Here is a 23,344-nt window from a genome sequence, read left to right on the forward strand (position 1 = left end):
TTTCATCGATTATCAACTCATTCAGCAATCAATGATAAGAAAGCACCCTTAATTTTAAGGATGCTGAACCACAATAATACGAATGTATTCATATCTTTAATACTAATCAAGGAATGAGAACTAACTTCCCCTTTGTTTGCCTTGCTTGAAGTAAACGATGTACTTCTGCTGCACTTGTCAATGGAAATATTCCACCAATCGTTAGTTTTAATTTTCCTTCACCAACAAAAGTAAGTAACTCCATTAAGCTACTACGATATAACTCTTGCTTTTTCATAATACCCGGCAAAAAGAAGCCAATTACTGATTTATTTTCTGCCATTAATGTTGATGGATAAAGGCGTGCTTGCTCACCACTTGCTACACCATATATAACCAATCGACCAAACGGTGCTAAACAATCTAGTGATTTACTGAATATATCACCACCTGCCATTTCAAGAACAACATCGACTCCTACGCCACCTGTGGATTCATGAACATGCTTCTCCCAGCCCTCTTCTGTATAGTTAATACAAACATCGGCACCCAGTTCCTTTGCTAAAGATAATTTTTCTTCATTACTTGCTGTTGCAATTACCTTCCCAGCTCCGAATAGCTTTGCAAGCTGAATAGCGATCGTACCCACACCACCAGCCGCTGCATGAACTAAAACGGTCTCACCTTTTTCAAGCCTTCCCATTGTTTTTAAGATATGATAAGCACTTAATCCTTGTAAAGGTAGAGCGACTGCAGAATTCATATCAACACTTTCAGGAATTGGAATAAGTGAACTTGAGTTTGCTACAGTATATTCTGCATATCCTGTGGCTCTTTTTGAATTAAACAACGTTACAACTCGATCTCCAACACATACATCTTTTACATTACTTCCTATCTCTATAACTGTACCGGCAACTTCTGAACCTGGGACATATGGTAAGGGTGTATTAACTACATACTGCCCTTCTCTTCTAGCGGTGTCAGCATAATTAACTCCGATTGCTTCAATTTTAATGAGCACTTCAAAGTCTCTCGGTTTTGGCTTCTCTAATTCAATATAATTAAGTACCTCTGGTCCACCATACTGTGTAAATTGAATCGCCTTCATTTTCTTCCTCCATTCTTTTCCCTTATGCAACTTTATTACAAAGACATCGAATAGTAGATTAATATTGAATTAAACACAGCTCTATAAATAATAAGTTAAGTTGATGTATATTGCTCAGCTTCTATTTGAGCTTCTGCTATTTTACGTTTCTCAAATGAAGTGATGACTACATCAAGTGATTGTAAGTGATAGGTTACAAGATGAACTAATTGCATTCTTTTCTTTTTATCAGTTATTGACTCATTTATAAGTTGTCTTGAGAGAAATTCAGTTTCATAAATAGCTTTCTCTACAATAGCCCTCGCTAGAAGGTTAGTTAATTGACTGTCATTTTTCATTGCTCTTGCAAGTGAAGATTCTGCAGCAAATAATTCAATTGCCATATTAGATAACTTGATCATAGCTTCTTGTTGGTCAAAAATCTTCTGCTCATACTCTTGATAAATAGTGCCGATACATACAAGAAATACATTTCGAATGGCCAATATCGCTGCTTTTTCACTTGAAAATACTTCTTCATTAATAGCATGACTTGTAGATAAATTTTCTACTGCTTTACCAACAATACTTTTTATGTCTATTACACCTTTTACTACATTTTTAAATAGAAGTGTTGGTAATAGTAAACGATTAATCTCATTCGTACCTTCAAAAATCCGATTAATTCTAGAATCTCGGTAAACTTGTTCAATTTTGTATTCTTTTATATAGCCCGCTCCACCGTGAAGCTGAAGTGCTTCATCACTTATCTTGTCTAAGGTTTCAGATCCATACACTTTACAGATAGCACATTCTGTTGCGTATTCCATAAGACTTGAGGCAATTTTTGATGTGTCCTCTGAAAGATATAAGTCACTTAACTTATCTTCAAGTAATCCTGCTGTTCGGAATTGAATCGATTCTGAAGCATAGATTTTTGCTGCCATCAAAGCTAGCTTTTCTTTTGTTGCATTGAACCCTGATATAGGCTTACCAAATTGATAACGTTGATTTGTATACTTTAATGCAAGCTCTAATGCATATTTAGCTCCACCTACACAAGCTGATCCTAAATTAAATCTACCTAAATTCAGTACATTTAAAGCAATCACGTGCCCTTTACCCACTTCTCCTAATAAATTTTCCTTAGGAACAAGACAATCCTCAAAAATAACAGATCTTGTTGAAGAACCCTTTATCCCCATCTTATTTTCCTCTGGTCCTAATACTAAACCTGGAAAATCTTTTTCAACAATAAAGGCTGTAAACTTTTCACCATCTATTTTTGCATAGACAATAAAAGTATCAGAAAAAGCAGCATTTGTAATATAAAGTTTTGTACCATTTAATACATAATGAGTATTTTCATCGTTTAATTTTGCTGTTGTTTGTGCTGCAAGAGCATCTGAACCTGCATTTGGCTCAGTTAAACAATAAGCACCAATAAATTCACCATTAGCAAGCTTCGGTAAATACTTTTCCTTTTGTTGTTTTGTACCAAAGTACGTGATTGGTAATGTAGCAATACAGGTATGATTAGAGTGTGCCACACCGTATCCACCAGCTCTACCTACCTCTTCACCAACAAGGCTTTTGCTTATTTTATCAAGTCCAAGTCCTCCATATTTCTCTGGAACACTATGAGCTAAAAGACCAAGATCACCAGCTTTTTTTAATAACTCGACAACTTTATTAAAATCCTGGTTTTCAATTTGTTCTCTACAGGGTTCAACTTCTAATCTTATAAAATGAGCTGCTGTTTTCTGAATCAAGGTATGCTCAATAGTTAAGTCTTCTGGAGTGAAAATATTTTGTGGTAGCTCATACTCATATAGAAAACTACCACCTTTTACAGGTTTCGTTCGACTCACCTTCAAATTAACCCCTCCATTTACTATCTAACTTTATTAGGCTGTTGGCATACTGCTGTTGCATGTTGAATAAGTGTTTTCACGTACAAATGAAAGTTTTTGAAACGTGGATCTGTTGTCTGCCCTTTATGATAACGAAAGTAGATTTGTTGGCAAATAACAGCTAATTTAAAATAAGCAAAAGTAAGGTAATAGTGGATTTGACTAACATCTCGACCACTTTTCTTTGCATAACTTTCAATAAACTGTTTTCTTGTAAAAAAGCCCTCTCTTACTGTAATGGGTGGTTTACCTAACCCATTCTTTAACAAATATGGATCATCAGCTTGACACCAATAACTTAAGGCTGCTCCCACATCAGCTAATGGATCACCAACTGTTGACATTTCCCAGTCAAACAAACCTGATAGTTCATCTAAATCACTTGTAAATAAAGTGTTATTAAATTTAAAATCATAATGGATAATTGTTGATGCTTTACTCTGAGGAATGTTCTTTACTAACCAATTAGTGATATCATCAGCTTCTTTAATTTCTTCTGTTTTTGATCGTTCATATCGCTTAATCCATCCAAAAACCTGACGTTCCATAAAACCTTTAGGATTACTCAATTCTTCAAGAACAGTTCCTTTGTAGGGTAGCTCATGAAGCTGAACAAGGGTATTTACCATCTGCTCACTTAACTGCTTTCCAAGTTCCTTCGATTCTTTAATATTAGGTGGAAATTCTGTGTCTACTAGCACCCCATGTTTTCTTTCCATTATAAAAAAAGGACTTCCTACGATAGAATGGTCATCACTAAATATATAAGGCTTAGGAGCAATCGGAAACATCGGATGTAATGTTTTTAAAACTAAATATTCACGTTCCATATCATGTGCCTTTGGTGCAACAGGACCAAGAGGTGGTTTTCTTAAAACAGCTTCCCATTTCCCTATTGTTAATTCATAGGTTAAATTAGAAGCACCTACTCCAAATTGACGTATTGAAAGTGGGATATCCCTTGGAATTTCAGGCAGACTTTTTAACAAAAAGGTATGAACTTTCTCAATATTTAGTTCTTCACCAGAACGAACTGGGATGATATCATTCATTTATAGGACTCTCCTTTTCAAAAAGACTATGTTAATGCTCTATAGTGTTCTTCTAGAGCACTTTTTAAATCAGAAGACAAAGGCATACTTTTTTGAAGCTCAAAATTAAAATACACAATAATCGCTTCTCCTCTTGCAACAAGCTCCACTGTATCTTTATTGTGTATTGAGTGAGAAAGATGAAAGCTTTTTGTTCCAATTTTGCTAACTTCAGTTGTTATTATTAGTTTTTGATTAAAAAATGCCTGCCCTATAAAATCACATTTTGTCGATGCTAAAATAAACTGCCACTCATTCGTATTCATTTCGTAACCAATTTCCTCAAAAAATTGTACCCTTGCTTCTTCCAGATAAATAAAATAGCTTGTGTTATTCACATGTCCAAGTGCATCTGTTTCACAAAATCGTACATTAACAGTTGTTTGATGCTCCATGATTTTATCGCTCCTTACTTTGAGAAATTTTCGTAATCTTTTTAAAGCAATTTAATTGAAACAGAATTGTATAGAATCTATCAGGATCCTTTCTTAATTAATAAATACTTAATATTCTATATAAATTTTTCTAGCTTAACTGAAGGTCAAATTGAAAACAGCTTTTAATTTCTTACCTCTTCTTTGTTATAGAGATACCAGCCTTTACCTGTTTTCCTTCCTAAATGTCCTTGTTCTACCTTTTCCTCTATACACCTAGAAGGCTTATCTATTAGATCACCAGTTTCTGCAAAGCGTTGTTGCATCACATAATACCCAACATCAATTCCTGATAAATCCATTAATTCAAAAGGACCAATTGGATGATGCAATGCTTTTTTACATATTAGATCAATATCCTTGAAATCTGCATAGCCATTTTCATAAAGATAAACTGCTTCACGCTGCAGGGCACCAAGTATACGATTAGCTATAAACCCTGAGATTTCTTTTTGTAAAAGAACAGCCGTACGATTCATTTTCTTACTTACATCCAATGTAAGTTGAACTGTTTTTTCTGATGTTCGTTCACTCTTCACAACTTCAATACAATCCATAACAAGTGGTGGAAAGAAAAAGTGCATATTAATAACTTTATCAGGGCGATTTGTCACTTCTGCAAGTAACGAATTGACAATTGTAGAGCTATTAGAAGCTAAAATAGTAGTAGGCTTTGCATATTCATCAAGTGTTTTAAAGAGTTCCTGCTTTGCATCTAATTTTTCAACAATAGCTTCAATGATAAAATCCGCTTCAGAAGCTGATGTTTTTATGTTGGTTGAAAATGTAAGATTATTAAAAGCTGTAGCTTTAAAATCCTCAGTTATTTTGCCTTTAGCTACCCATTTTTCCATAATTGTTTGCAAATTTGTTTTTGCTTTATCCAGAGCTGCTTCATTTAAATCCTGTAATATTGTTTTAAATCCTGCTAAAGCAGATAACATCGCAATTTGATGTCCCATCTGTCCAGCACCTACAACACAAACTGTTTGAATGGACATAAAATTCCCCCTCTTTTTTAACTAACCGGTTAGTATGTATGTGAATTAATAGAAATTCACATGCCCATCACTTATCAAGAGCCAAGATTTCGATTTAATGAAAGCTTGACTCCTTAGCCTTTTCTACTTTTCTAAACCTTCTAATAATACTTTAATAAAAACATCTGAAACCTCTTGATCTGTTCTACGTCCATTAGGATCGAACCAAAAGTAACTCCAATTGGTCATTCCTAGAATACTAAAAGTAACTATATCAGTTGGTAAATCACTCCTAATTTCATTAGTAGTAATTCCTTCATCAAGTACTTTTTGAATATTAAGACGGAATAGATCTCGTTTTGGAACTATAAGGGCAAGATGCTGTTCGTTTAGATTTCTCATTTCTCTAAAAAACACCTTTGCACTTAATCCTTCCTTCTTAATATCATGGATGAGGAGATAAACAATTTTATATAATTTTTCTTTACAATTTATATTTTTGTCATTAATAATAGCTTCCTGTTTACTTAATAATTCATCGATATACTTAAGATGAATATCCATCAAAAGCTGTTCTTTTGATGTAAAGTAATAATAAAATGTGCCTTTTGTTACATTAAGAGCATCCACAATATCTTGTATGGATGTTTCTTTAAATCCTTTCGTTGCAAATAACTGGATGCTAAGCTCTCTTATCTTCTCTTTCATCTTGTATTCCTCTCAATCTATTCTACTTTTATCAGATTATACCATAGTGATAAAAGGAAACAGATTTGAAAATTTGTTCTATCTTCTCTTTTTTCGGTAGAAAAATTTAGCTACCACTATTTAATACTTCTTCTCTTAAAGCACGTCGTAAAATCTTCCCTACATTTGTTTTTGGCAATTCATTTCTAAATTCCACTTGGGTAGGAACTTTATATGAAGCTATGTGTGCACGACAATAATCAAACATTTCTTCTTTTGTAACTGATTTCTCTGATTTCAATACAATGAATGCCTTGACTGTTTCTCCTCGGTATTGATCAGGTACACCAATAACAACTGCTTCTTGAACACATGGATGTTCATATAAAATTTCTTCAATATCTCGTGGGTAGATATTGTAACCGCTTGCAATTATTAGATCCTTCTTCCGATCTACAATCGATACATAACCATCTTCATCCATTCTGGCAATATCACCTGTAAATAACCAACCATCTCGTAATGTAACAGCTGTTTCCTCTGGCATATTCCAATATCCCTTCATAACCTGAGGACCACTTATAATGATCTCTCCAAGCTCACCGACTGGTACCTCGATAGTGCCTGTAGCCACATCGACAATTTTATAAGCTGTATTTGGTAGCCCTAATCCAACAGTTCCTGGTTTCCGATCTGCAAACGCTGGATTACAATGTGTAACTGGTGATGCTTCTGACAATCCGTATCCTTCTAATATTTTGGCACCTGTTTTACGTTCAAACTCTTTTAAAAGCTCAACAGGCATAGGTGCACTACCACTATTACAAATTCTAATAGATTCAATATGATAATCTTCAGCATTAGGATGGTTTGTGATGGCAACATACATCGTCGGTACACCTGGGAATAATGTTGGCTGTTCACGTTTAATTGTTTGTAATACTTCCTCAAGATCAAATCTAGGAAGCATAATCATTGAATTCCCAAAAAGAATCGTTAAGTTCATACAACTGGACATACCAAAAACATGGAAAAGAGGAATAACAGTTAAGCATTTTTCTTTACCAGCCTGTATTTCATTTTTGAAAAATTCACCTGATTGATAAGCATTCGCCACAATATTACGATGTGAAAGCATTGCCCCTTTCGAACGTCCAGTTGTTCCACCCGTATATTGTAAAACTGCGATATCATCTTCTGGCATAATTTCAATAGGTAATACCTGACCGTTTTGTTTGCCTAGAAAACTCTCAAATGTATAATCTTCTACTTGAGCTGTTTCAGTTGGCTCAAGACTTACAGTGATGATATTTTTTAAATTAGTTTTAAGCTGTACTAGCTTAACTAAAGGATAAAATGCATTGAAAACAATAATCGTTTCTGCACCTGAATCATTAAGGATATATTCTAATTCTCTTTCAACTAGCATTGGATTGATTTGTGTCACAATTGCACCTGCTGATAAAGCACCATAATAAGACACAACGTATTGAGGACAGTTTGGTAGCATTATTGCTACTCGATCACCTTTTTGTACATTTGACTGCTGCAGTGAGGAAGTAAAAGCATAAACCATTTTTGCTAGTTCATTATAAGTAAAGGTTTTACCATAAAAGGAGATTGCTTCATGATTACCATAAGATCGAACCGTTTGTTGAAGCATTTCTGGAACAGATAGTAGAGGTATATCTATTTCATTTGGAACAGATTCAGGATATTTAGAAAACCACTTTTTCATATTTTCCATTACATTTTCCTCCTTAAAACTATTTAACTAATAAACAGCTTTCAACATCACATTATATGCATTCCACCATCAACTACTAATACATCACCTGTTATATAATCTGAAGCTGCTGTGGCTAAAAAAACAGCTGCTCCTTTTAAATCTTGATTAGAGCCGTAACGTTTAAGCGGTGTTCGATTCATAAAATAATCATTACCATTTTCAATGATGGCCTTTGACATTTTTGTAGGGAAAAAACCCGGTGCAATAGAATTCACATTAATATTATACCTTCCCCATTTTGCAGCTAAATCCTTTGTGAAAGTAATAACAGCTCCTTTACTTGTGTTATATCCAATCGTGTCCATAAACATCGGGTCTGTTCCACCTAAACCAGCTATAGAAGAAATGTTAATAATTTTCCCGCTATTTTGTTTCATCATATGCTTACCAACTTCTTGACTCATTAAAAAAGTACCAGTTACATTCACATTCATTACCTTTTCCCATGCTGTAACCGGCATATCTACAGCAGGTGACCCCCAGGTTGCACCACTGTTATTAACTAAAATATCAATTCTCCCAAACTTATTTATTGTTTCTTCAACTACATTTTTTATGTCCTCTTGACTTGTTACATCACACTTTAAACCGATCGCTTCACCTGCACCACTTTCTGATAGGCGACTTGCTACTTCATCACATGCCTCTTTCTTTCTAGAACATAGCACGATATTAGCCCCAGCTTCTGCGAAACCTTCTGCGATTTGTTCTCCTAAGCCTCTACCACCTCCCGTAATGATGGCTGTTTTCCCGGTTAAGTCAAATAAATCTTTGATATGCATTATTTTCCCTCCTGCACAAATGTATTTAATTGTTTTTTTAACTCTAATTTAGCTACCTGTGCTCGGTGTACTTCATCAGGTCCATCTGCAATTCTTAGAGTTCTAGCATTTGCCCATTGTGCTGCTAGAGGGAAATCATCACTAACACCTGCACCACCAAAACCTTGTATTGCACGATCTAAAACTTTTAAAGCCATTGATGGAGCGACAACCTTTATCATCGCAATCTCAGACTTTGCTTTTTTGTTTCCTACCGTGTCCATCATGTATGCTGCTTTTAAAGTTAACAATCTAGCCTGCTCAATTTCTATTCTTGAATCTGCAATCCACTCATTTATAACTCCCTGCTGAGAAAGTGTTCTACCAAAAGCTTCGCGTTCATGAACGCGCTTACATAAAAATTCAAGAGCACGTTCGGCAGCTCCAATTAACCGCATGCAATGATGTATTCTTCCTGGGCCTAATCTTCCTTGGGCAATTGCAAAACCTTTTCCTTCTCCTAAAATCATATTTGAAACAGGAACACGTACAGAATCAAATGTGATTTCAGCATGACCATGTGGTGCATGGTCGTAGCCAAAAACCGGAAGCATTCTTTCAATCTTTACACCTGGTGTATCAAGTGGCACCAAAATCATTGATTGTTGTTCATGCTTTGGAGAATTGGGATTTGATTTTCCCATAACAATCGCAATTTTACACCTAGGATCACCAGCACCAGATGACCACCACTTCGTTCCATTAATAATGTAATGGTTACCATCTTTCTTTATTGTAGCACTAATATTTGTTGCATCTGCAGAGGCTACATCAGGCTCTGTCATTGAAAAACATGAGCGTATGTCACCATCTAATAAAGGTCTTAACCATTGTTGCTTTTGATCTTCTGTACCATATCTCTCAAGTACTTCCATGTTACCGGTATCAGGTGCATTACAATTAAATACCTCTGGAGCAATTAGAGAACGACCCATTATTTCACAAAGTGGCGCATATTCTATATTTGATAAGCCTGCACCATATTCACTGCTTGGCAAAAATAAATTCCATAAACCTTCAGCCTTTGCTTTTGATTTTAACTGTTCAATAATTGGTGGGACATTGCTCCATCTAGATTTCTGTTGCTGTAGCTGCTGCTCATACAAATATTCATTTGGATAAATATATTCCTCCATAAATGAATGTATTCTCTCTTGAAGATCAATTACCTTCTTTGAATAGGAAAAATTCAATTACTCTCACTTCCTCCCACAACTTACTAACCGGTTGGTATGTACCTATCATATTATGAAATTAGCTTACTATTCAACTATTATTTTCATTTATTTAAAGACCAAAAGACAAAAAAAGAGGCAATAGCCTCTTTTTACCCTTTATACTTCCCATCATTTTTCGGTGCTTTTTCTTTCTTTGCTTTATCTTTATGAATTTTATTTGTATCAGTACTTCCAACTTCATGACTAAATTCAGAATCAATTACACTTGAATCAAAGCCTTTTTTGTTCTTTTGCTGTGGATCATTTTTCTTTGTTCGCTTTGCCATGTTAATCACTCCTTTAAAGAAATTTAATCAGCTGATATTCAGTTTGTGGAATGAGAGAAACCACCTGTTTATTATTTCAAAAGAGATTAAGTTTTATGTCCTAATGAATAAAAAAAGAAGAAGAGATCACTCCTCTTCTTCCTGCTTCGTATATTCAATTTCAGTAGTTGTTACATATTTCTTCTGTAGTTTAATGTATGCTTCAACAATACGATTTGTAATATCTTTATTTATGGAGGTTTTGTCATTGCTTGCCCATGGGACAACAACACTGAAAGAAATCTCTGGATTGCCTGATGGATAATAACCAACAAAATTCAGGTTATTTGTTTCTCTTCCCCAATATTCACGTTTTGGACCGTAGTACAAGGTTTGAGAAGTTCCAGTTTTCCCTGCAACATCGTATATAATACTTTTTCCAGTTCCTGAAGGTGATACTACTTGTTTAAAGCCTTGTTGAACTCGTTCAATTTCTTCAGGAGTATTGTTAACTCTATTCAGGACATTTGGTGCTTTATCGACTACGATTGGACCTAATTCAGCTTCATCAACAGGTGCATGAATACTTGTAACAATTCGTGGCTGAACTCGAGAGCCACCATTCGCAATAACTGATACATATTGTGCTAATTGTAGAGGTGTGTAAGTATCAAACTGACCAATTGAGATATCTAATAATTTACCAGGGTTATCTGGTGTGCTCATCAACCCTGAAGATTCCTGTGGCAGATCAACACCTGTTGGTACTCCTAAACCAAATTGAGCAAAATAATTGCGTAATGTTTGAAAATCTTCTGTTGAAGCATTTAATGGACCATTTGGGACATAATCTACACCAGCTATATGCAATGCAACAAAAAACATATATACATTTGATGAAAGTTTTAATGCACTTAAGTCATTCATCGGACCTAACGTTTTGTAAGAACTTTTTGGTGGTGTTCCTTTGAAGTTCAATGTACGATCTCTATAAGGCTTATTAATTGGTAAACCGTGCTGATACCCCGAAAGTACTGTTGCACCCTTCACAGTAGATCCTGCTTCATATTGTGTAGCAAACGTTCCATAAGCAAAATCTAACATATCACCAGATCTATCTTTAGGATTTAATTGCTTACCAACCATTGATAATACATCACCTTGATATGGGTCCATCATGACAACAAATGCACGATCCATTAAATGGTGACTGGCACTTGCTTTTCGTAATTCTTCTTCAACAATTTTTTCCACTTCAATCTGTAATTCCATATCAAATGAAAGCTTTAAATCATAGCCTCTTTGACCTTCATCAACTACTTTTTGAGTAACTATATTTCCGCTTTTATCAGAAACATACTCAACTTTCGCTTTACGTGGATTTAAATAATCTTCATATTCATATTCAAGATAGCTTTTACCTACTCGTTCATTTCGTGCATATCCTCTTGCTTTATAATAATCAGCACGTGATTCAAGTATACCTTGTTCAGGTGACGTTACTCCTCCAAAAATTGTTGAAAGGTATTCCCCATATGGGTTTTCACGATCCCAATCTGTAATAACATCTACACCTGGAAGCTGTTCTAGGTTTTCCGCTACACTTGATACTTCCTTATCTGTTAAATTTAATGATTTCACAACCTGTGGCTCATATTGGTAGCCAGAAGAAAAGCGAGTGTACATATAAGCAAGCTCTTGTTCTTCTTGATTTGCTTTTATAGCCTCAATTTCTTTTTCAGAAACACGTTCTACTTGAAGCTTGTATGTTTCAGAGGGCTTTAGTTTTAATTCCTCTTCTGATAGTAAAGCTTTTGCTTCCTCAGGGTTAGCGGCTAACCAATAATCACGTATATCTCGATCCTTAAGTTCTTCTGCTAAATATTCTGGCTCATAGCTAATAAATTGTGAAAGCTTTTTTGCCGTATCAATTTTATCTTGTGTTTTCGTTGTTTTGTCTACAGTATAAGTTATTGCTGGTACACTTTTATTATCAACAACAACTCGATCATAACGATCGTACATTTTCCCACGAGGTGCTGGTAAACGTGCATAATCTGATTCTGTTCTAGATACCTCTTTAGAGAATTCTTCTCCTTGTACAATTTGAACAACACCTAAACGAACAACAAGAGCAACAAATAAAATAAACACTAGAAAAAAGAAAACATTAATCCGGACATATCTAGATTTTCTTAATTTCCGCTGCTCTGATGCATTTGTATTTTGATCTGTCAACGTTGATCCTCCTCTAAAATAATTATAATTAATAACCTGCTTTGGTTCTTCTTACTTTTAAGTGTACGAAAACACTATTCTATATTAAGTTTAGTGGTATCCCTGTAACGCGTATATGATCGACCACTGTTATCTTTGCTTCAATTGTGCTATGTGTAACAACATCCCATAAAAAGAACCTTTAATAGTGGTTATTATTTAGGTTTACTCTTTATTTTATCATAACCTTCGTGAAGATATCTTGTACATTATGAATTAAATGTGAAACAAACCATGTAAGCTGTTTTTTTACAATACAAAAAACAATGCAAGCAGATTACATTGTTTTTTGTCATAATATTAGACGTTTTCAACAGTAAAAAGTTTCAAATTTCACTATATTATCCTATTATTTTTTTTAGCATAACCATATCTAGACACGGAATACCATTTTCAACAATCAAGTCAGTGTAATTTTCCAAAAAATAATTTCTTTTTACATAGTCAATCCGAAAGCCACATTTTTGATAGAGGGCTAATTGATTAATACTTGAATTACCTGTTCCAACAATAATAAACTTTTTACCCTTTTTTCTAGAGTAATCACAAGCAGAGTTAATAAGTTGTTTTGCCAAGCCCTTACCTCTGTACTTTTCTTGAATAGCTAAATTTACAATCTCGTTTTCATATTGACTTACTTCAGTTATGATCACTACACCTACGATATCTTCTTTATACACCATCACAAAGCAGCTACCTTTCAAAAGGTAATTATCTACTATTTCCTTTGAAGGATCTGCTTCTAACAATAGCTTGTATGGCACATCATCATTTTTTAATAAAGGCCTTATTATGATTTCCATAGCTTTAATAGAGCTTGTGTTCCTTTATTTTCATCTCCATTCTTTGCTAACTCATTGTATAGCTTGTGAGCTAGCTCTAAACCAGGTGCATCCATTTGCATATGGTTTGTCTCCTCTAACGCAATTCCCATATCCTTAATAAAATGCTTCACAAAGAAACCTGGCTCGAAATCTTCCTTAAGCATTCTTGGTGCCAAATTGCTTAAAGACCAGCTTCCTGCCGCTCCAGTTGAAATACTTTTTAGGACAGTTTCAGGATCTAAGCCTGACTTTTCTGCATATACTATAGCTTCACAAACACCGATCATCCCCGAAGCGATTGCAATTTGATTACACATCTTTGTATGTTGTCCTGAACCAGCTTCACCTTGGTATACGATGTTTTGCCCCATAACTTCAAATAATGGTAAACAATCTTCATAGGCAGCACGATCACCACCAACCATAATCGCAAGACGTGCTTCTTTTGCACCAATATCACCACCTGAAACAGGTGCATCCAATGCTTTAATATCTCTAATTTTTGCGTTTTCGTATATCGTTTTAGCCAATGAAGGCTGAGAGGTTGTCATATCAATAAGAATTGTTTTAGGTCTTGCAGATTGAACGAGACCATTATCACCTAAATAAATTTGTTCAACATCTTGTGGATAGCCAATGATCGTAATAATAACATCACTTTCTTCCGCTAGCTCTTTAACTGTATTCTTCCATACAGCTCCTCTCTTTAATAAGTCATCTGCTTTTTCTTTTGTTCTTGTAAAAACGTTTAGGTGATAACCAGCTTGTAAAATATGATTTGCCATACTTCTACCCATAACACCTAAGCCAATAAAACCAATTGTTTGTTTCATTATTATCAATCCCTTCTCTATCAAACTACCTAGAAACACTTATCTTGAATATGAACAAGAAAAGAAACTAAGCAAAAAACTGTACAACAGTACCTTTACCATCTTGAACTTCAATTTCGGCTATTGCTCCGTTAATTAATGTAACTTGTGGTGGAACATGACCACAATCTATATCATAGATAATAGGCACGTTTAATTCTTGTGCCAATTCTTGATAAACATCAAGGACATCATATTGATTTACTGGTTGGTTTGCAGCACTTCTACCAAACATGATGCCAGAGCAGTTTTTAAACCAACCGGCTAATTTTAATTGAACTAGTGATCTTCGTAAATCTGTTGTAGATAATTCACAGTTTTCAAAATACCAAATAATCATTTCATCAGGTTTCATATGGTTTTCATAAAACTTTTCTACATTTCCAAAAGGAGTCCCAACTAAATGGCGAATAATATCAATACAACCACCAAGTAATCGTCCTCTTACGGAAGCTTTCTTGTTATCAGATGTTTTCCAGGTAGTTTTCTCTGTTAAATGAAAAATTTGTGGAGTTGGGTTATTATGATCCCATTTCTCTTGAAATTTTTCTGAAGATAGTTGTAGGATTGATTCTCCTGGTTTAGTATGTAAGACATTTCCCCACATAGCTGTTGTTGGATCAGAATCTTCTCCTCGAATATCCACTAAATTTGTACCGTGTGCAGTGGCAATACCTGTCTTTAAAGTAATAGCTAGTAACAGTGCACTAGTATCAGAATAACCTAAAATCCACTTAGGCGTCATTTTCTCAAATTCTATATACTCAAGGATTTCAATAAGTAGTTCTCCTCCCCATGGTGGAAAAATAAGCTTAACATCTTCATCCTGAAGTAAATCATTTAATTCTTGCGCACGCACATTAGACCCTGCTGATTTTGCTTTATATTGAGTCCAAACAGTTTCTTTACAAATAACTTTATATTGTTTTTCTTCCAGTCTCATTAAAGCTTTTCGAAACATACTATGTAACTCTAATGGAACACCAGATGAAGGGGCTGTCACGCCAACTACATTTTGTTTTTCTAGTGAAGGGTATCTAATCATCTCTTCTCCTACTCCTTACAAAATCTAACGTTAGGGATTTATTATTTCTTTCATTAACATTAAGGAAAATAAGATTCCTATCTAGATTGATTTAACCATACCTCCATCTACTAAAAATGTTTGTCCAGTCATATAACTATTTATATCTGATAAAAGAAAACTAACGTAATTTGCAAATTCTTCTGGATTACCATACCGACCTAATGGAATGGTGTTTCTTACTTTATTTTGAATTTCCTCTATTGCCATCCCCTGCTTTTTTGCAGCATTTTCATCTAAGAAGGCAACTCGATCGGTTGATATTCTTCCAGGTGCAACCGTATTGATTACTATTTGGTAGCTTGCAAGCTCCGATGCAAGTGTTTTGGTTAATCCAACTATGCCAGTTCTAAATGTATTTGATAAAATTAAACCGGGTATAGGCTCCTTAACAGAGGAAGAAGCAATATTGACTATTTTGCCACCACCATTTTCTTTCATATGTGGTAACACTTCTCTGATCATTCTTATATAGCTTAATAGATTTAATTCAAATGCATGCTGCCAATCTTCATCAGTCATCTCTTCAAAAGTCCCAGCAGGAGGGCCACCAGCATTATTGACTAATAAGTCGATAGATCCCAACTCGTTTATTGTTGTAGCTACTAGCTCTTGTATTTCATTTTTATTTTTTATGTCACAAACTTTGCAGATGATTTTCCCATTATTCAACTCTAAAAGTTCTTTTTTCACATTTTCTAATTTACTTTGATCTCTGCTTGAGATCATCACATTTACACCTTGTTCGGCTAACTTCTTTGCAATAGCTTTACCTAAACCTTGACTTGAAGCAATAATGAGAGCATTTTTGCCTTTTAAACCTAATTCCATTTTCAAATCACCCCTTATGTAGCTTATACACATATTTTAACATGTTATTTCCAGAAAAAATCACAAAAACACTCACATATAATGATATGAGAGCTTTGTGATTTTTTTAAAAGAAAACACAATATAGAGTTTTTTATGTGAAATATTCTACTTTGGCACTAGGGAAATAATGATCAACATAATCTTCAAGCGTTTCTCTTAATTCTTGCTCTTGATCTTTTTGATAAATATATTTTCCAATTCCATATCTTCCCCACTTGTAACGTCTTTCTTCTTCATTTAGTTCAAGCTTCGTTTTCGGGTAATTCTTTTGGATTACTCTTTTTGCAGGCTTAGTAAATCGATGCTGAATCATTTCAAAGGTTATATCGTTTCTTAGATCAGAAGGAATTGAAGCATCTAGCTTTTCAAAAAGGTTTTTGTATCCTTCTTGCCAGTTGTCATGGATATAAATTGGAGCAACAATGAAACCTAAAGGATAGCCTGCTTTTGCTACTTTAACTGCTGCCTCAATTCTTTGATCAAGGGCAGATGTTCCTGGTTCAAAGTTTTTAATAACGAAATCTGCATTAATACTAAAACGAAAACGAGTTTTTCCATTATGCTTTGCATCTAATAGATGATCGACATGATGGAATTTCGTTACAAATCTTAATCTTCCCATATCGGTTTGCCCAAAAAATTCGATAGCTGATTTTAAAGAGTGTGTTAAATGATCAATCCCTACGATATCTGATGTACAAGATGCTTCAAATCTTGTAACTTGAGGTGAACGTTCTTCCATGTATGTTTGCGCCTGCTCCAATATTTCATCAACATTTACATATGTTCGTATATAAGGTTTACTACCCATTGTTGTTTGGAGGTAACAATAATGACAATGCCCCATACAACCTGTTGCAAGTGGTATCGCATACTCTGCTGAAGGTTTAGATGTATCAAACTCTAATGTTTTTCTTACACCAACTACAAGTGTAGATTTTGCTGTACGATATTGCTGAAGATGGTTTTTACCTGGTATATTCCGCACTTGATTGTGTGAGGTTGTTTCTCTAATTTCCAAACCCATCTTTTCAAATTTTTCTTTTAATTCGATACCTCGTGGGTATTCAAGTGCTCTAGGCTCAATATAAACTAATTGTGGTACAAATGGTTTAATCATTTTTTACCTTCTTTCTATATATAATAAAGGATTTATACATGATTAACCTTTGCTAAAGTGATTATTGATAACCTGAAAAAATATTTCCTTTTATTTATCAAGGCTTATTTGTAAACATAGTTGTTTTTAGAATGATGATGAAACAACTATGTTAAAGTCTAGTGGCATCTTTTCTTCTACAAATCGCACCTTTAATGCGATACCACACTGGTTGTAATAATGACGTATAAAAGCAACAATCTTTCAGAAAAGAGACTTGGTCAAAAATAAAAAAAGAAGCTAATTTGCTTCTTTTTAATCATATTGTTCATAATCAAATATCTCGTTATACAATTCCTCAGCTTCTTCAAAACTAGAAAACACAGCATCATCTTCAGCAAGTGGATGGTAAGCATCATGAAGAAATATTGCCAACTCTTGAGGATTTTTTGGATGTTCTACAACTTCAGCTTTCTCAATGTTCGCAACAACTGCAGCATGTGGGTTTCTGTATATTACGTATACTTCTTCTCCAACACGAAAATTTCCCATTTAGATATCTCCTCCTATGTACTGTTATCTTCTATAGGTTCGTTCTAAATGGTCTGAAGTATGTAAGTTAAATAGTAAAATTTATGTTTTGCTCTTCGCAAAGGCCAATTTTTGTTACAAATTATTACATGCAAAAGAGACAGGCATTCAGACCTGTCTCTTTACTTATTATTGAACATTAAATTTCTCTTTTACTAAAGCGACAACTTCTTCAGTTGTAGTCATTGATAAAACAGTTTCTTTAATGCTTTGTGCTTGTTCTTTAGAAAGACCTTTAATTTGAGTTCTAGCCGGTAAAATAGATGTAGCACTCATTGAGAATTCATCTAAACCTAATCCAAGTAACAATGGAATAGCAATTGGATCTCCTGCCATTTCTCCACACATACCTGCCCATTTCCCTTCTTTATGCGCTGCATCAATAACCATAGAGATTAAGCGTAAAATAGCTGGGTTATAAGGCTGATATAAATATGAAACACGTTCATTCATTCGATCTGCTGCCATTGTGTATTGAATTAAATCATTAGTTCCTATGCTAAAGAAATCTACTTCTTTTGCAAAAGTATCAGCCATAACAGCTGTTGAAGGAATTTCTACCATGATTCCAATTTCAATAGAATCTGATACCTTCGTACCATTTGCAACAAGCTTTTCTTTCTCTTCTAATAGAATTGCTTTTGCTTCTCTAAATTCAGTCACTGTTGCAATCATAGGGAACATAATTTTCAAATTCCCAAAGCTACTAGCACGTAATAAAGCGCGAAGCTGTGTACGGAAAATATCTTGTTCTTCTAGACATAAACGAATTGCTCTAAATCCAAGAAAAGGGTTCATTTCTTTAGGAAGATTTAAATATGGTAATTCTTTATCTCCACCTATATCTAAAGTACGAACAACAACTGGCTTTCCTTCCATTCTTTCAAGAACAGTTTTGTAAGCATCAAATTGCTCGTCTTCAGTTGGTAATTGATCTCTTCCCATATATAAGAATTCTGTACGATATAATCCAACCGCTTCTCCGCCATTTTCCAGAACACCTTTTACATCATTAGGTGTACCGATATTAGCCGCAAGCTCTACATGGTGACCATCTTTAGAAACAGTTGGTTCATTTACTAATTTTGCCCACTCTGCTTTTTGTGATTCGTATTTAGCTTTTTTATCTTCGTAATGAGCAATTTCTTCTGAAGTTGGATTGATAATCACATCACCATCAAGTCCATCAACAATAACCATTACATCATTTTCAATTTTTTCTGTAGCATGCTTTGTACCAACTACTGCAGGAATCTCCATTGAACGTGCCATAATAGCTGAATGAGAAGTACGCCCACCAATATCAGTAGTAAATCCTAAAACAAATTGTCGATTTAATTGAGCAGTATCAGATGGTGTTAAATCTTCAGCAATAATAACAACCTCTTCAGAAATTAAGCTAGGATTAGGAATTTGTACACCAAGTAAATGTGCTATAACTCGCTTAGTTACATCACGTATATCTGCAGCACGTTCCTTCATATATTCATTATCCATTGATTCAAACATCGTTACAAACATGTCTGCTGTTTCTTTCATAGCAAATTCTGCATTAACTGATTCAGTATTGATGCGATCTATTACTGGATTCAGCAGTTCAGGGTCACTTAGTACTAATAAGTGAGCAGCAAAAATCTCTGCTTTATCTTTACCAAGCTCACGATTAGCATGTTCTTTAATTTTCTCAAGCTCTGATTTAGATTTTTCAATCGCTTGCTCAAAGCGAGCTTTTTCAGCTTCTTTATCTGCAACATCAGTTTTTTCAATCTTTAGTTCAGGCTCTTCAAGACGGTACGCTTTAGCGATTGCAATACCTGCAGAAGCACCTATTCCTTTTAGAAGGTTACTCATATTATTCGCCAAGCCCCTCGTTTTTCAACGTTTGACCGATACCTTCAACTGCTTCATCAGCATCTGAACCTGCAGCAATAATTTTAATTTGTGAACCTTGAGGTATACCTAAAGACATTACACCCATGATAGATTTAAGGTTAACTGTTTTACCATTATATTCTAAGTTTACATCAGCATCATATTTACTTGCAGTTTGTACTAAAACTGTTGCTGGACGTGCATGAATTCCTGTTTCTGCTGTTACTGTAAAAGTTTTTTCTGCCATTTTTCATCAATCTCCTTTAAAATCATTCATTTATCTACAAGATATTATTTTATCAGGCACACCCAAAAATACAAGTGTGCCATATTATTTTTCAGTTCCTAGCCTTCAATCGTGATGATATCAGAATCTTTTGCCTTAACATTGCCTTGTGCTTTAATAGCTATTGTTTGACCTTCTTTAAGATTCGTAAAAACAATTGGTGTCATGACTGATGGTGCATTTTGTTTTACATAATCTAGGTTAACTTCAAGTAGCTTTTGCCCTTGTTCTACAACATCACCTTCTTGAACAAATGCTTCAAAGCCTTCACCCTTAAGGTTAACTGTATCAATTCCAAAATGAATTAGGATTTCTTTTCCACCTTCAGATTGGATACCAATTGCGTGTTTTGTAGGGAAAACATTTAGTATTTTACCGTTTACTGGTGAAACAACTGTCCCACTAGTAGGTAAAATAGCAAATCCATCACCCATCATTTTTCCAGAGAAAACTTGATCTGGAACCTCAGTTATTGATTTTAATTCACCAGTAAGAGGTGCTACAAATGTTTCATCTTTAATATCGTTCTTCAATCCGTCTGCAACTACATCCTCAACTTGTTCTTGTACTTCTTTTTCTTGAGAATGAGTTTTCGTTACTTTCGGACGTTTACCTGACATTACATCCTGCATTTGAGTTTTTAGATTATCAGACTTAGGTCCAAAGATCGCTTGAATATTGTTTCCAACTTCAAGAACTCCAGATGCACCAAGTTTTTTCAAACGATTTTTATCTACTTCTTTACTATCATTAACTGTAACACGTAGACGTGTAATACAAGCATCAAGGTGCTTAATATTTTCTGCTCCGCCAAATGATTCTAAGATTTGATATGGCAGGTCACCAGCAGTAGTTTTAGTATCTTCTTCATCAGACGTCTCTATGTCTGCATCTTCACGTCCAGGTGTTGCAAGATTCCATTTGCGAATAGCAAAACGGAAACCAAAGTAATAAATAACTGCAAACACTAAACCTACAGGAATAACCAACCACCAATTTGTTTGAGAGTTTAATACACCAAACAATAGGAAGTCAATTAACCCACCAGAGAATGTCATACCTATTTTTACATCGAGCATGTGCATAACCATAAATGATAGCCCTGCAAAAATAGCATGAATACCAAACAGTACAGGTGCTACGAATAAGAATGAAAATTCAAGTGGCTCAGTAATACCTGTTAAGAAAGAAGTTAAAGCAGCTGAACCCATTAAACCTGCAACAACCTTTTTATTTTCAGGTCTTGATTCATGATAAATTGCTAATGCCGCAGCTGGTAAACCAAACATCATAAATGGGAATTTACCTGTCATAAATGTACCAGCAGTTAGATCTTGAACATTATCTTTAATTTGATTAAAGAATATTGTTTGGTCTCCACGAACTGTATCTCCTGCTGCATTTACATAGCTTCCAAATTCAAACCAGAAAGGTGAATAGAAAATATGATGTAAACCAAATGGAATAAGAGAACGTTCGATAACACCGAATATAAAAGCAGCTAATGTTCTGTTAGCATCAAGTAAATTAGTTGAGAATGCATTTAATCCAGTTTGGATTGGTGGCCAAACAAAGTACATGACAATACCAAGTAACACAGCAGAAGCAGCAGTTACAATTGGTACAAAACGTTTTCCTGCAAAGAACCCTAAGTATTGAGGTAATTCAATTGTAAAGAATCGATTGTACATGGCAGCAGCAATAATACCAACAATGATCCCACCAAATACCCCGGTCTGTAATGTTGGAATACCTAGCACATTTCCATATGCTGCACTATTATTTGTTAAAAACTCTGTTAACTCTACACCACCACCTGGTAGTGTACCAACACCTTTTAAGATACTGCTCATTGTTACGTTCATAATTAAGTAACCAATTAAAGCAGCAATCCCAGCAACACCATCACCATTGGCTAATCCTATAGCGACACCAACAGCAAATAGCACTGGTAAGTTAGAAAAGACAATATTCCCTGCGTTTTCCATAACACTTGCAATTAAAATAACCCAATCACTTGTTAAGAATGGTGCCAAATTTGTCAGTGTTTCGTTTTGTAAAGCATTTCCTAATGCAAGTAAAAGACCTGCAGCAGGTAATAATGCAACTGGTAACATTAAGGCGCGTCCAACTTTTTGAAGAACACCAAATGCATTTTTAAACATATTTCTACCTCCCATATTGAATCTTATTAATAAAAGTCATGTGTGAAGCGTAAGACAATCCAAGCTTATAAACCGGTTACAATTAGACAATTTATTTTCCATAGGAACTTTATTTACGTTCAACTATAAAAAATTTAATTGCCTATAAACGCACAAAAAAGGCATGGTGAACACGTTTTTAAGCTACTAGTAGGTATACTTCCCTAAAAGAGCAAATAAAAACATTTTGTTCACTCATGCCTGATCGAATCAGTAACACGTGATTAAAATATCGGTTACATTTATTTATTTGTCAGTCGATATAAGTGCATTGTTAAATAAACTGCTTCTGCTTCATAAACAGGCTTTCGTAAAACCTGTTGCATAACTTTTATCATTTTCCATGATGTATTGTAGCATAGTGGATATTCTCTTTTCAAGAGTAAAGATAATTTTTCTGGTTCCGCAACTGATTCCCCAAGGTTAATTCGCTCAATTGTAGAGCGAATATGGCGAATTAACCTTAGATAATTCACACTTTCACGATCCACTTTAATCTTTAATGATTCTTCAATAACTTCAGTTAAGCCACTAATTAACTGAGAATATTGATTTACCTCTGAAAGTGGTTTATCTGAAATAGAGCTATGAATATGTAAGGCAATAAATCCAATCTCACCTTCAGGCAATTGAACCTCTAATTTATTATTTATAAGTTCAATAACATTTTGTGCAAGATTATATTCAAATGGATATAAAGACTTGGTCTCTAATAAAAATGGATTTTTTATGTCCATCCCTTGTTGTAACCGCTTTAAAGCAAATGCAATATGATCTGTTAAAGCAATATGGATATGTTCATTAAGTGGGTGGTCAACCATTTCTGAGATATAATGAATAGCTTCTTGGACAACTTCCAAACTTTCTTCATCAATATCAGAAAGGAGCATTTTATATTGTTCCTGCTCTTTTTGGTTTTTTAGCACAAACATTTTATCATAATCATCATCTTCGACTATGTCACCATTTTTTTTGCCAAATCCAATTCCTTTACCTATTAAAACAACCTCACCATATGAATGGTGATTAACGATTAATACATTATTATTTAATGCTTTTTTTATTTCAAAGGACTCCTTCACGAAATCCACAGCT

At 34.6% G+C, this 23,344-nt stretch carries 21 protein-coding genes; all 21 read right to left on the reverse strand.

Going from position 1 to position 23,344, the window contains the following annotated elements:
• Window positions 1–106 precede the first annotated feature (106 nt).
• Entirely contained in the window at window positions 107–1,090 is a 984-nt protein-coding gene (locus JOC75_RS07590) for a quinone oxidoreductase family protein (protein ID WP_204953398.1), read from the reverse strand.
• Between the two features lie 95 nt (window positions 1,091–1,185).
• Window positions 1,186–2,940, reverse strand: a complete 1,755-nt coding sequence (locus JOC75_RS07595; RefSeq protein ID WP_204953550.1) for an acyl-CoA dehydrogenase family protein — start codon at window positions 2,938–2,940, stop codon at window positions 1,186–1,188.
• Window positions 2,941–2,963: 23 nt separating this feature from the next.
• Window positions 2,964–4,034: a phosphotransferase family protein gene (locus JOC75_RS07600; RefSeq protein WP_204953399.1), complete on the reverse strand. Its 1,071-nt coding sequence runs from the start codon at window positions 4,032–4,034 to the stop codon at window positions 2,964–2,966.
• A 26-nt stretch (window positions 4,035–4,060) separates the two neighbouring features.
• Window positions 4,061–4,471, reverse strand: a complete 411-nt coding sequence (locus JOC75_RS07605) for an acyl-CoA thioesterase (RefSeq protein WP_420828016.1) — start codon at window positions 4,469–4,471, stop codon at window positions 4,061–4,063.
• A 161-nt stretch (window positions 4,472–4,632) separates the two neighbouring features.
• Window positions 4,633–5,508, reverse strand: a complete 876-nt coding sequence (locus tag JOC75_RS07610) for a 3-hydroxyacyl-CoA dehydrogenase family protein (protein ID WP_204953401.1) — start codon at window positions 5,506–5,508, stop codon at window positions 4,633–4,635.
• Window positions 5,509–5,631: 123 nt separating this feature from the next.
• Window positions 5,632–6,195: a TetR/AcrR family transcriptional regulator gene (locus tag JOC75_RS07615; protein WP_204953402.1), complete on the reverse strand. Its 564-nt coding sequence runs from the start codon at window positions 6,193–6,195 to the stop codon at window positions 5,632–5,634.
• Between the two features lie 106 nt (window positions 6,196–6,301).
• On the reverse strand, window positions 6,302–7,921 hold the full coding sequence (locus JOC75_RS07620) for a long-chain-fatty-acid--CoA ligase (RefSeq protein WP_204953403.1): 1,620 nt from the start codon (window positions 7,919–7,921) through the stop codon (window positions 6,302–6,304).
• 47 nt (window positions 7,922–7,968) lie between these two features.
• Complete coding sequence (locus tag JOC75_RS07625) at window positions 7,969–8,745, reverse strand: SDR family oxidoreductase (RefSeq protein WP_204953404.1); 777 nt, start codon at window positions 8,743–8,745, stop codon at window positions 7,969–7,971.
• Window positions 8,745–9,977, reverse strand: coding sequence for an acyl-CoA dehydrogenase (locus JOC75_RS07630; RefSeq protein WP_204953405.1), 1,233 nt, complete (start codon window positions 9,975–9,977; stop codon window positions 8,745–8,747). The genes JOC75_RS07625 and JOC75_RS07630 overlap by 1 nt, the downstream gene beginning before the upstream one ends.
• 134 nt (window positions 9,978–10,111) lie before the next feature.
• Entirely contained in the window at window positions 10,112–10,288 is a 177-nt protein-coding gene (locus JOC75_RS07635) for a hypothetical protein (RefSeq protein ID WP_204953406.1), read from the reverse strand.
• A gap of 126 nt (window positions 10,289–10,414) precedes the next feature.
• Entirely contained in the window at window positions 10,415–12,505 is a 2,091-nt protein-coding gene (locus tag JOC75_RS07640) for a peptidoglycan D,D-transpeptidase FtsI family protein (protein WP_204953407.1), read from the reverse strand.
• A 380-nt stretch (window positions 12,506–12,885) separates the two neighbouring features.
• Complete coding sequence (locus JOC75_RS07645) at window positions 12,886–13,293, reverse strand: GNAT family N-acetyltransferase (protein WP_239589310.1); 408 nt, start codon at window positions 13,291–13,293, stop codon at window positions 12,886–12,888.
• A gap of 41 nt (window positions 13,294–13,334) precedes the next feature.
• Window positions 13,335–14,201 (reverse strand): NAD(P)-dependent oxidoreductase, encoded by an 867-nt coding sequence (locus tag JOC75_RS07650; RefSeq protein ID WP_204953409.1) that lies wholly within the window; start codon window positions 14,199–14,201, stop codon window positions 13,335–13,337.
• 67 nt (window positions 14,202–14,268) lie between these two features.
• Entirely contained in the window at window positions 14,269–15,285 is a 1,017-nt protein-coding gene (locus tag JOC75_RS07655) for a S66 family peptidase (protein WP_204953410.1), read from the reverse strand.
• Between the two features lie 81 nt (window positions 15,286–15,366).
• A complete protein-coding gene (locus tag JOC75_RS07660) occupies window positions 15,367–16,155 on the reverse strand; it encodes an SDR family oxidoreductase (RefSeq protein ID WP_204953411.1) in 789 nt (262 codons plus the stop codon).
• A gap of 133 nt (window positions 16,156–16,288) precedes the next feature.
• Window positions 16,289–17,317 (reverse strand): spore photoproduct lyase, encoded by a 1,029-nt coding sequence (gene splB, locus JOC75_RS07665; RefSeq protein WP_204953412.1) that lies wholly within the window; start codon window positions 17,315–17,317, stop codon window positions 16,289–16,291.
• 294 nt (window positions 17,318–17,611) lie between these two features.
• The gene (locus JOC75_RS07670) at window positions 17,612–17,848 is read right to left on the reverse strand and encodes a transcriptional regulator SplA domain-containing protein (RefSeq protein WP_204953413.1); all 237 of its coding nucleotides are present in this window, start codon (window positions 17,846–17,848) and stop codon (window positions 17,612–17,614) included.
• A 168-nt stretch (window positions 17,849–18,016) separates the two neighbouring features.
• The gene (gene ptsP, locus JOC75_RS07675; protein ID WP_204953414.1) at window positions 18,017–19,738 is read right to left on the reverse strand and encodes a phosphoenolpyruvate--protein phosphotransferase; all 1,722 of its coding nucleotides are present in this window, start codon (window positions 19,736–19,738) and stop codon (window positions 18,017–18,019) included.
• Between the two features lies 1 nt (window position 19,739).
• Entirely contained in the window at window positions 19,740–20,006 is a 267-nt protein-coding gene (locus tag JOC75_RS07680; protein WP_146947172.1) for a phosphocarrier protein HPr, read from the reverse strand.
• A 98-nt stretch (window positions 20,007–20,104) separates the two neighbouring features.
• Window positions 20,105–22,210 carry a glucose-specific PTS transporter subunit IIBC gene (ptsG, locus tag JOC75_RS07685; RefSeq protein WP_204953415.1) on the reverse strand — a complete coding sequence of 702 codons (2,106 nt, stop codon included), beginning with the start codon at window positions 22,208–22,210 and terminating at the stop codon, window positions 20,105–20,107.
• A gap of 281 nt (window positions 22,211–22,491) precedes the next feature.
• Window positions 22,492–23,331 (reverse strand): glucose PTS transporter transcription antiterminator GlcT, encoded by an 840-nt coding sequence (glcT, locus tag JOC75_RS07690; RefSeq protein WP_204953416.1) that lies wholly within the window; start codon window positions 23,329–23,331, stop codon window positions 22,492–22,494.
• Window positions 23,332–23,344: the final 13 nt, after the last annotated feature.

Source organism: Metabacillus crassostreae (genome assembly GCF_016908395.1).
Lineage (GTDB): Bacteria > Bacillota > Bacilli > Bacillales > Bacillaceae > Metabacillus > Metabacillus crassostreae.

Excerpts from the sequence above, each read along its gene's own strand:
- JOC75_RS07590 (WP_204953398.1), bottom strand. The coding sequence starts at position 1,090 with ATGAAGGCGATTCAATTTACACAGTATGGTGGACCAGAGGTACTTAAT.
- JOC75_RS07600 (WP_204953399.1), bottom strand. The coding sequence starts at position 4,034 with ATGAATGATATCATCCCAGTTCGTTCTGGTGAAGAACTAAATATTGAG.
- JOC75_RS07610 (WP_204953401.1), bottom strand. The coding sequence starts at position 5,508 with ATGTCCATTCAAACAGTTTGTGTTGTAGGTGCTGGACAGATGGGACAT.
- JOC75_RS07615 (WP_204953402.1), bottom strand. The coding sequence starts at position 6,195 with ATGAAAGAGAAGATAAGAGAGCTTAGCATCCAGTTATTTGCAACGAAA.
- JOC75_RS07620 (WP_204953403.1), bottom strand. The coding sequence starts at position 7,921 with ATGGAAAATATGAAAAAGTGGTTTTCTAAATATCCTGAATCTGTTCCA.
- JOC75_RS07625 (WP_204953404.1), bottom strand. The coding sequence starts at position 8,745 with ATGCATATCAAAGATTTATTTGACTTAACCGGGAAAACAGCCATCATT.
- JOC75_RS07635 (WP_204953406.1), bottom strand. The coding sequence starts at position 10,288 with ATGGCAAAGCGAACAAAGAAAAATGATCCACAGCAAAAGAACAAAAAA.
- JOC75_RS07650 (WP_204953409.1), bottom strand. The coding sequence starts at position 14,201 with ATGAAACAAACAATTGGTTTTATTGGCTTAGGTGTTATGGGTAGAAGT.
- JOC75_RS07655 (WP_204953410.1), bottom strand. The coding sequence starts at position 15,285 with ATGATTAGATACCCTTCACTAGAAAAACAAAATGTAGTTGGCGTGACA.
- JOC75_RS07660 (WP_204953411.1), bottom strand. The coding sequence starts at position 16,155 with ATGGAATTAGGTTTAAAAGGCAAAAATGCTCTCATTATTGCTTCAAGT.
- splB (WP_204953412.1), bottom strand. The coding sequence starts at position 17,317 with ATGATTAAACCATTTGTACCACAATTAGTTTATATTGAGCCTAGAGCA.
- JOC75_RS07670 (WP_204953413.1), bottom strand. The coding sequence starts at position 17,848 with ATGGGAAATTTTCGTGTTGGAGAAGAAGTATACGTAATATACAGAAAC.
- ptsP (WP_204953414.1), bottom strand. The coding sequence starts at position 19,738 with ATGAGTAACCTTCTAAAAGGAATAGGTGCTTCTGCAGGTATTGCAATC.
- JOC75_RS07680 (WP_146947172.1), bottom strand. The coding sequence starts at position 20,006 with ATGGCAGAAAAAACTTTTACAGTAACAGCAGAAACAGGAATTCATGCA.
- ptsG (WP_204953415.1), bottom strand. The coding sequence starts at position 22,210 with ATGTTTAAAAATGCATTTGGTGTTCTTCAAAAAGTTGGACGCGCCTTA.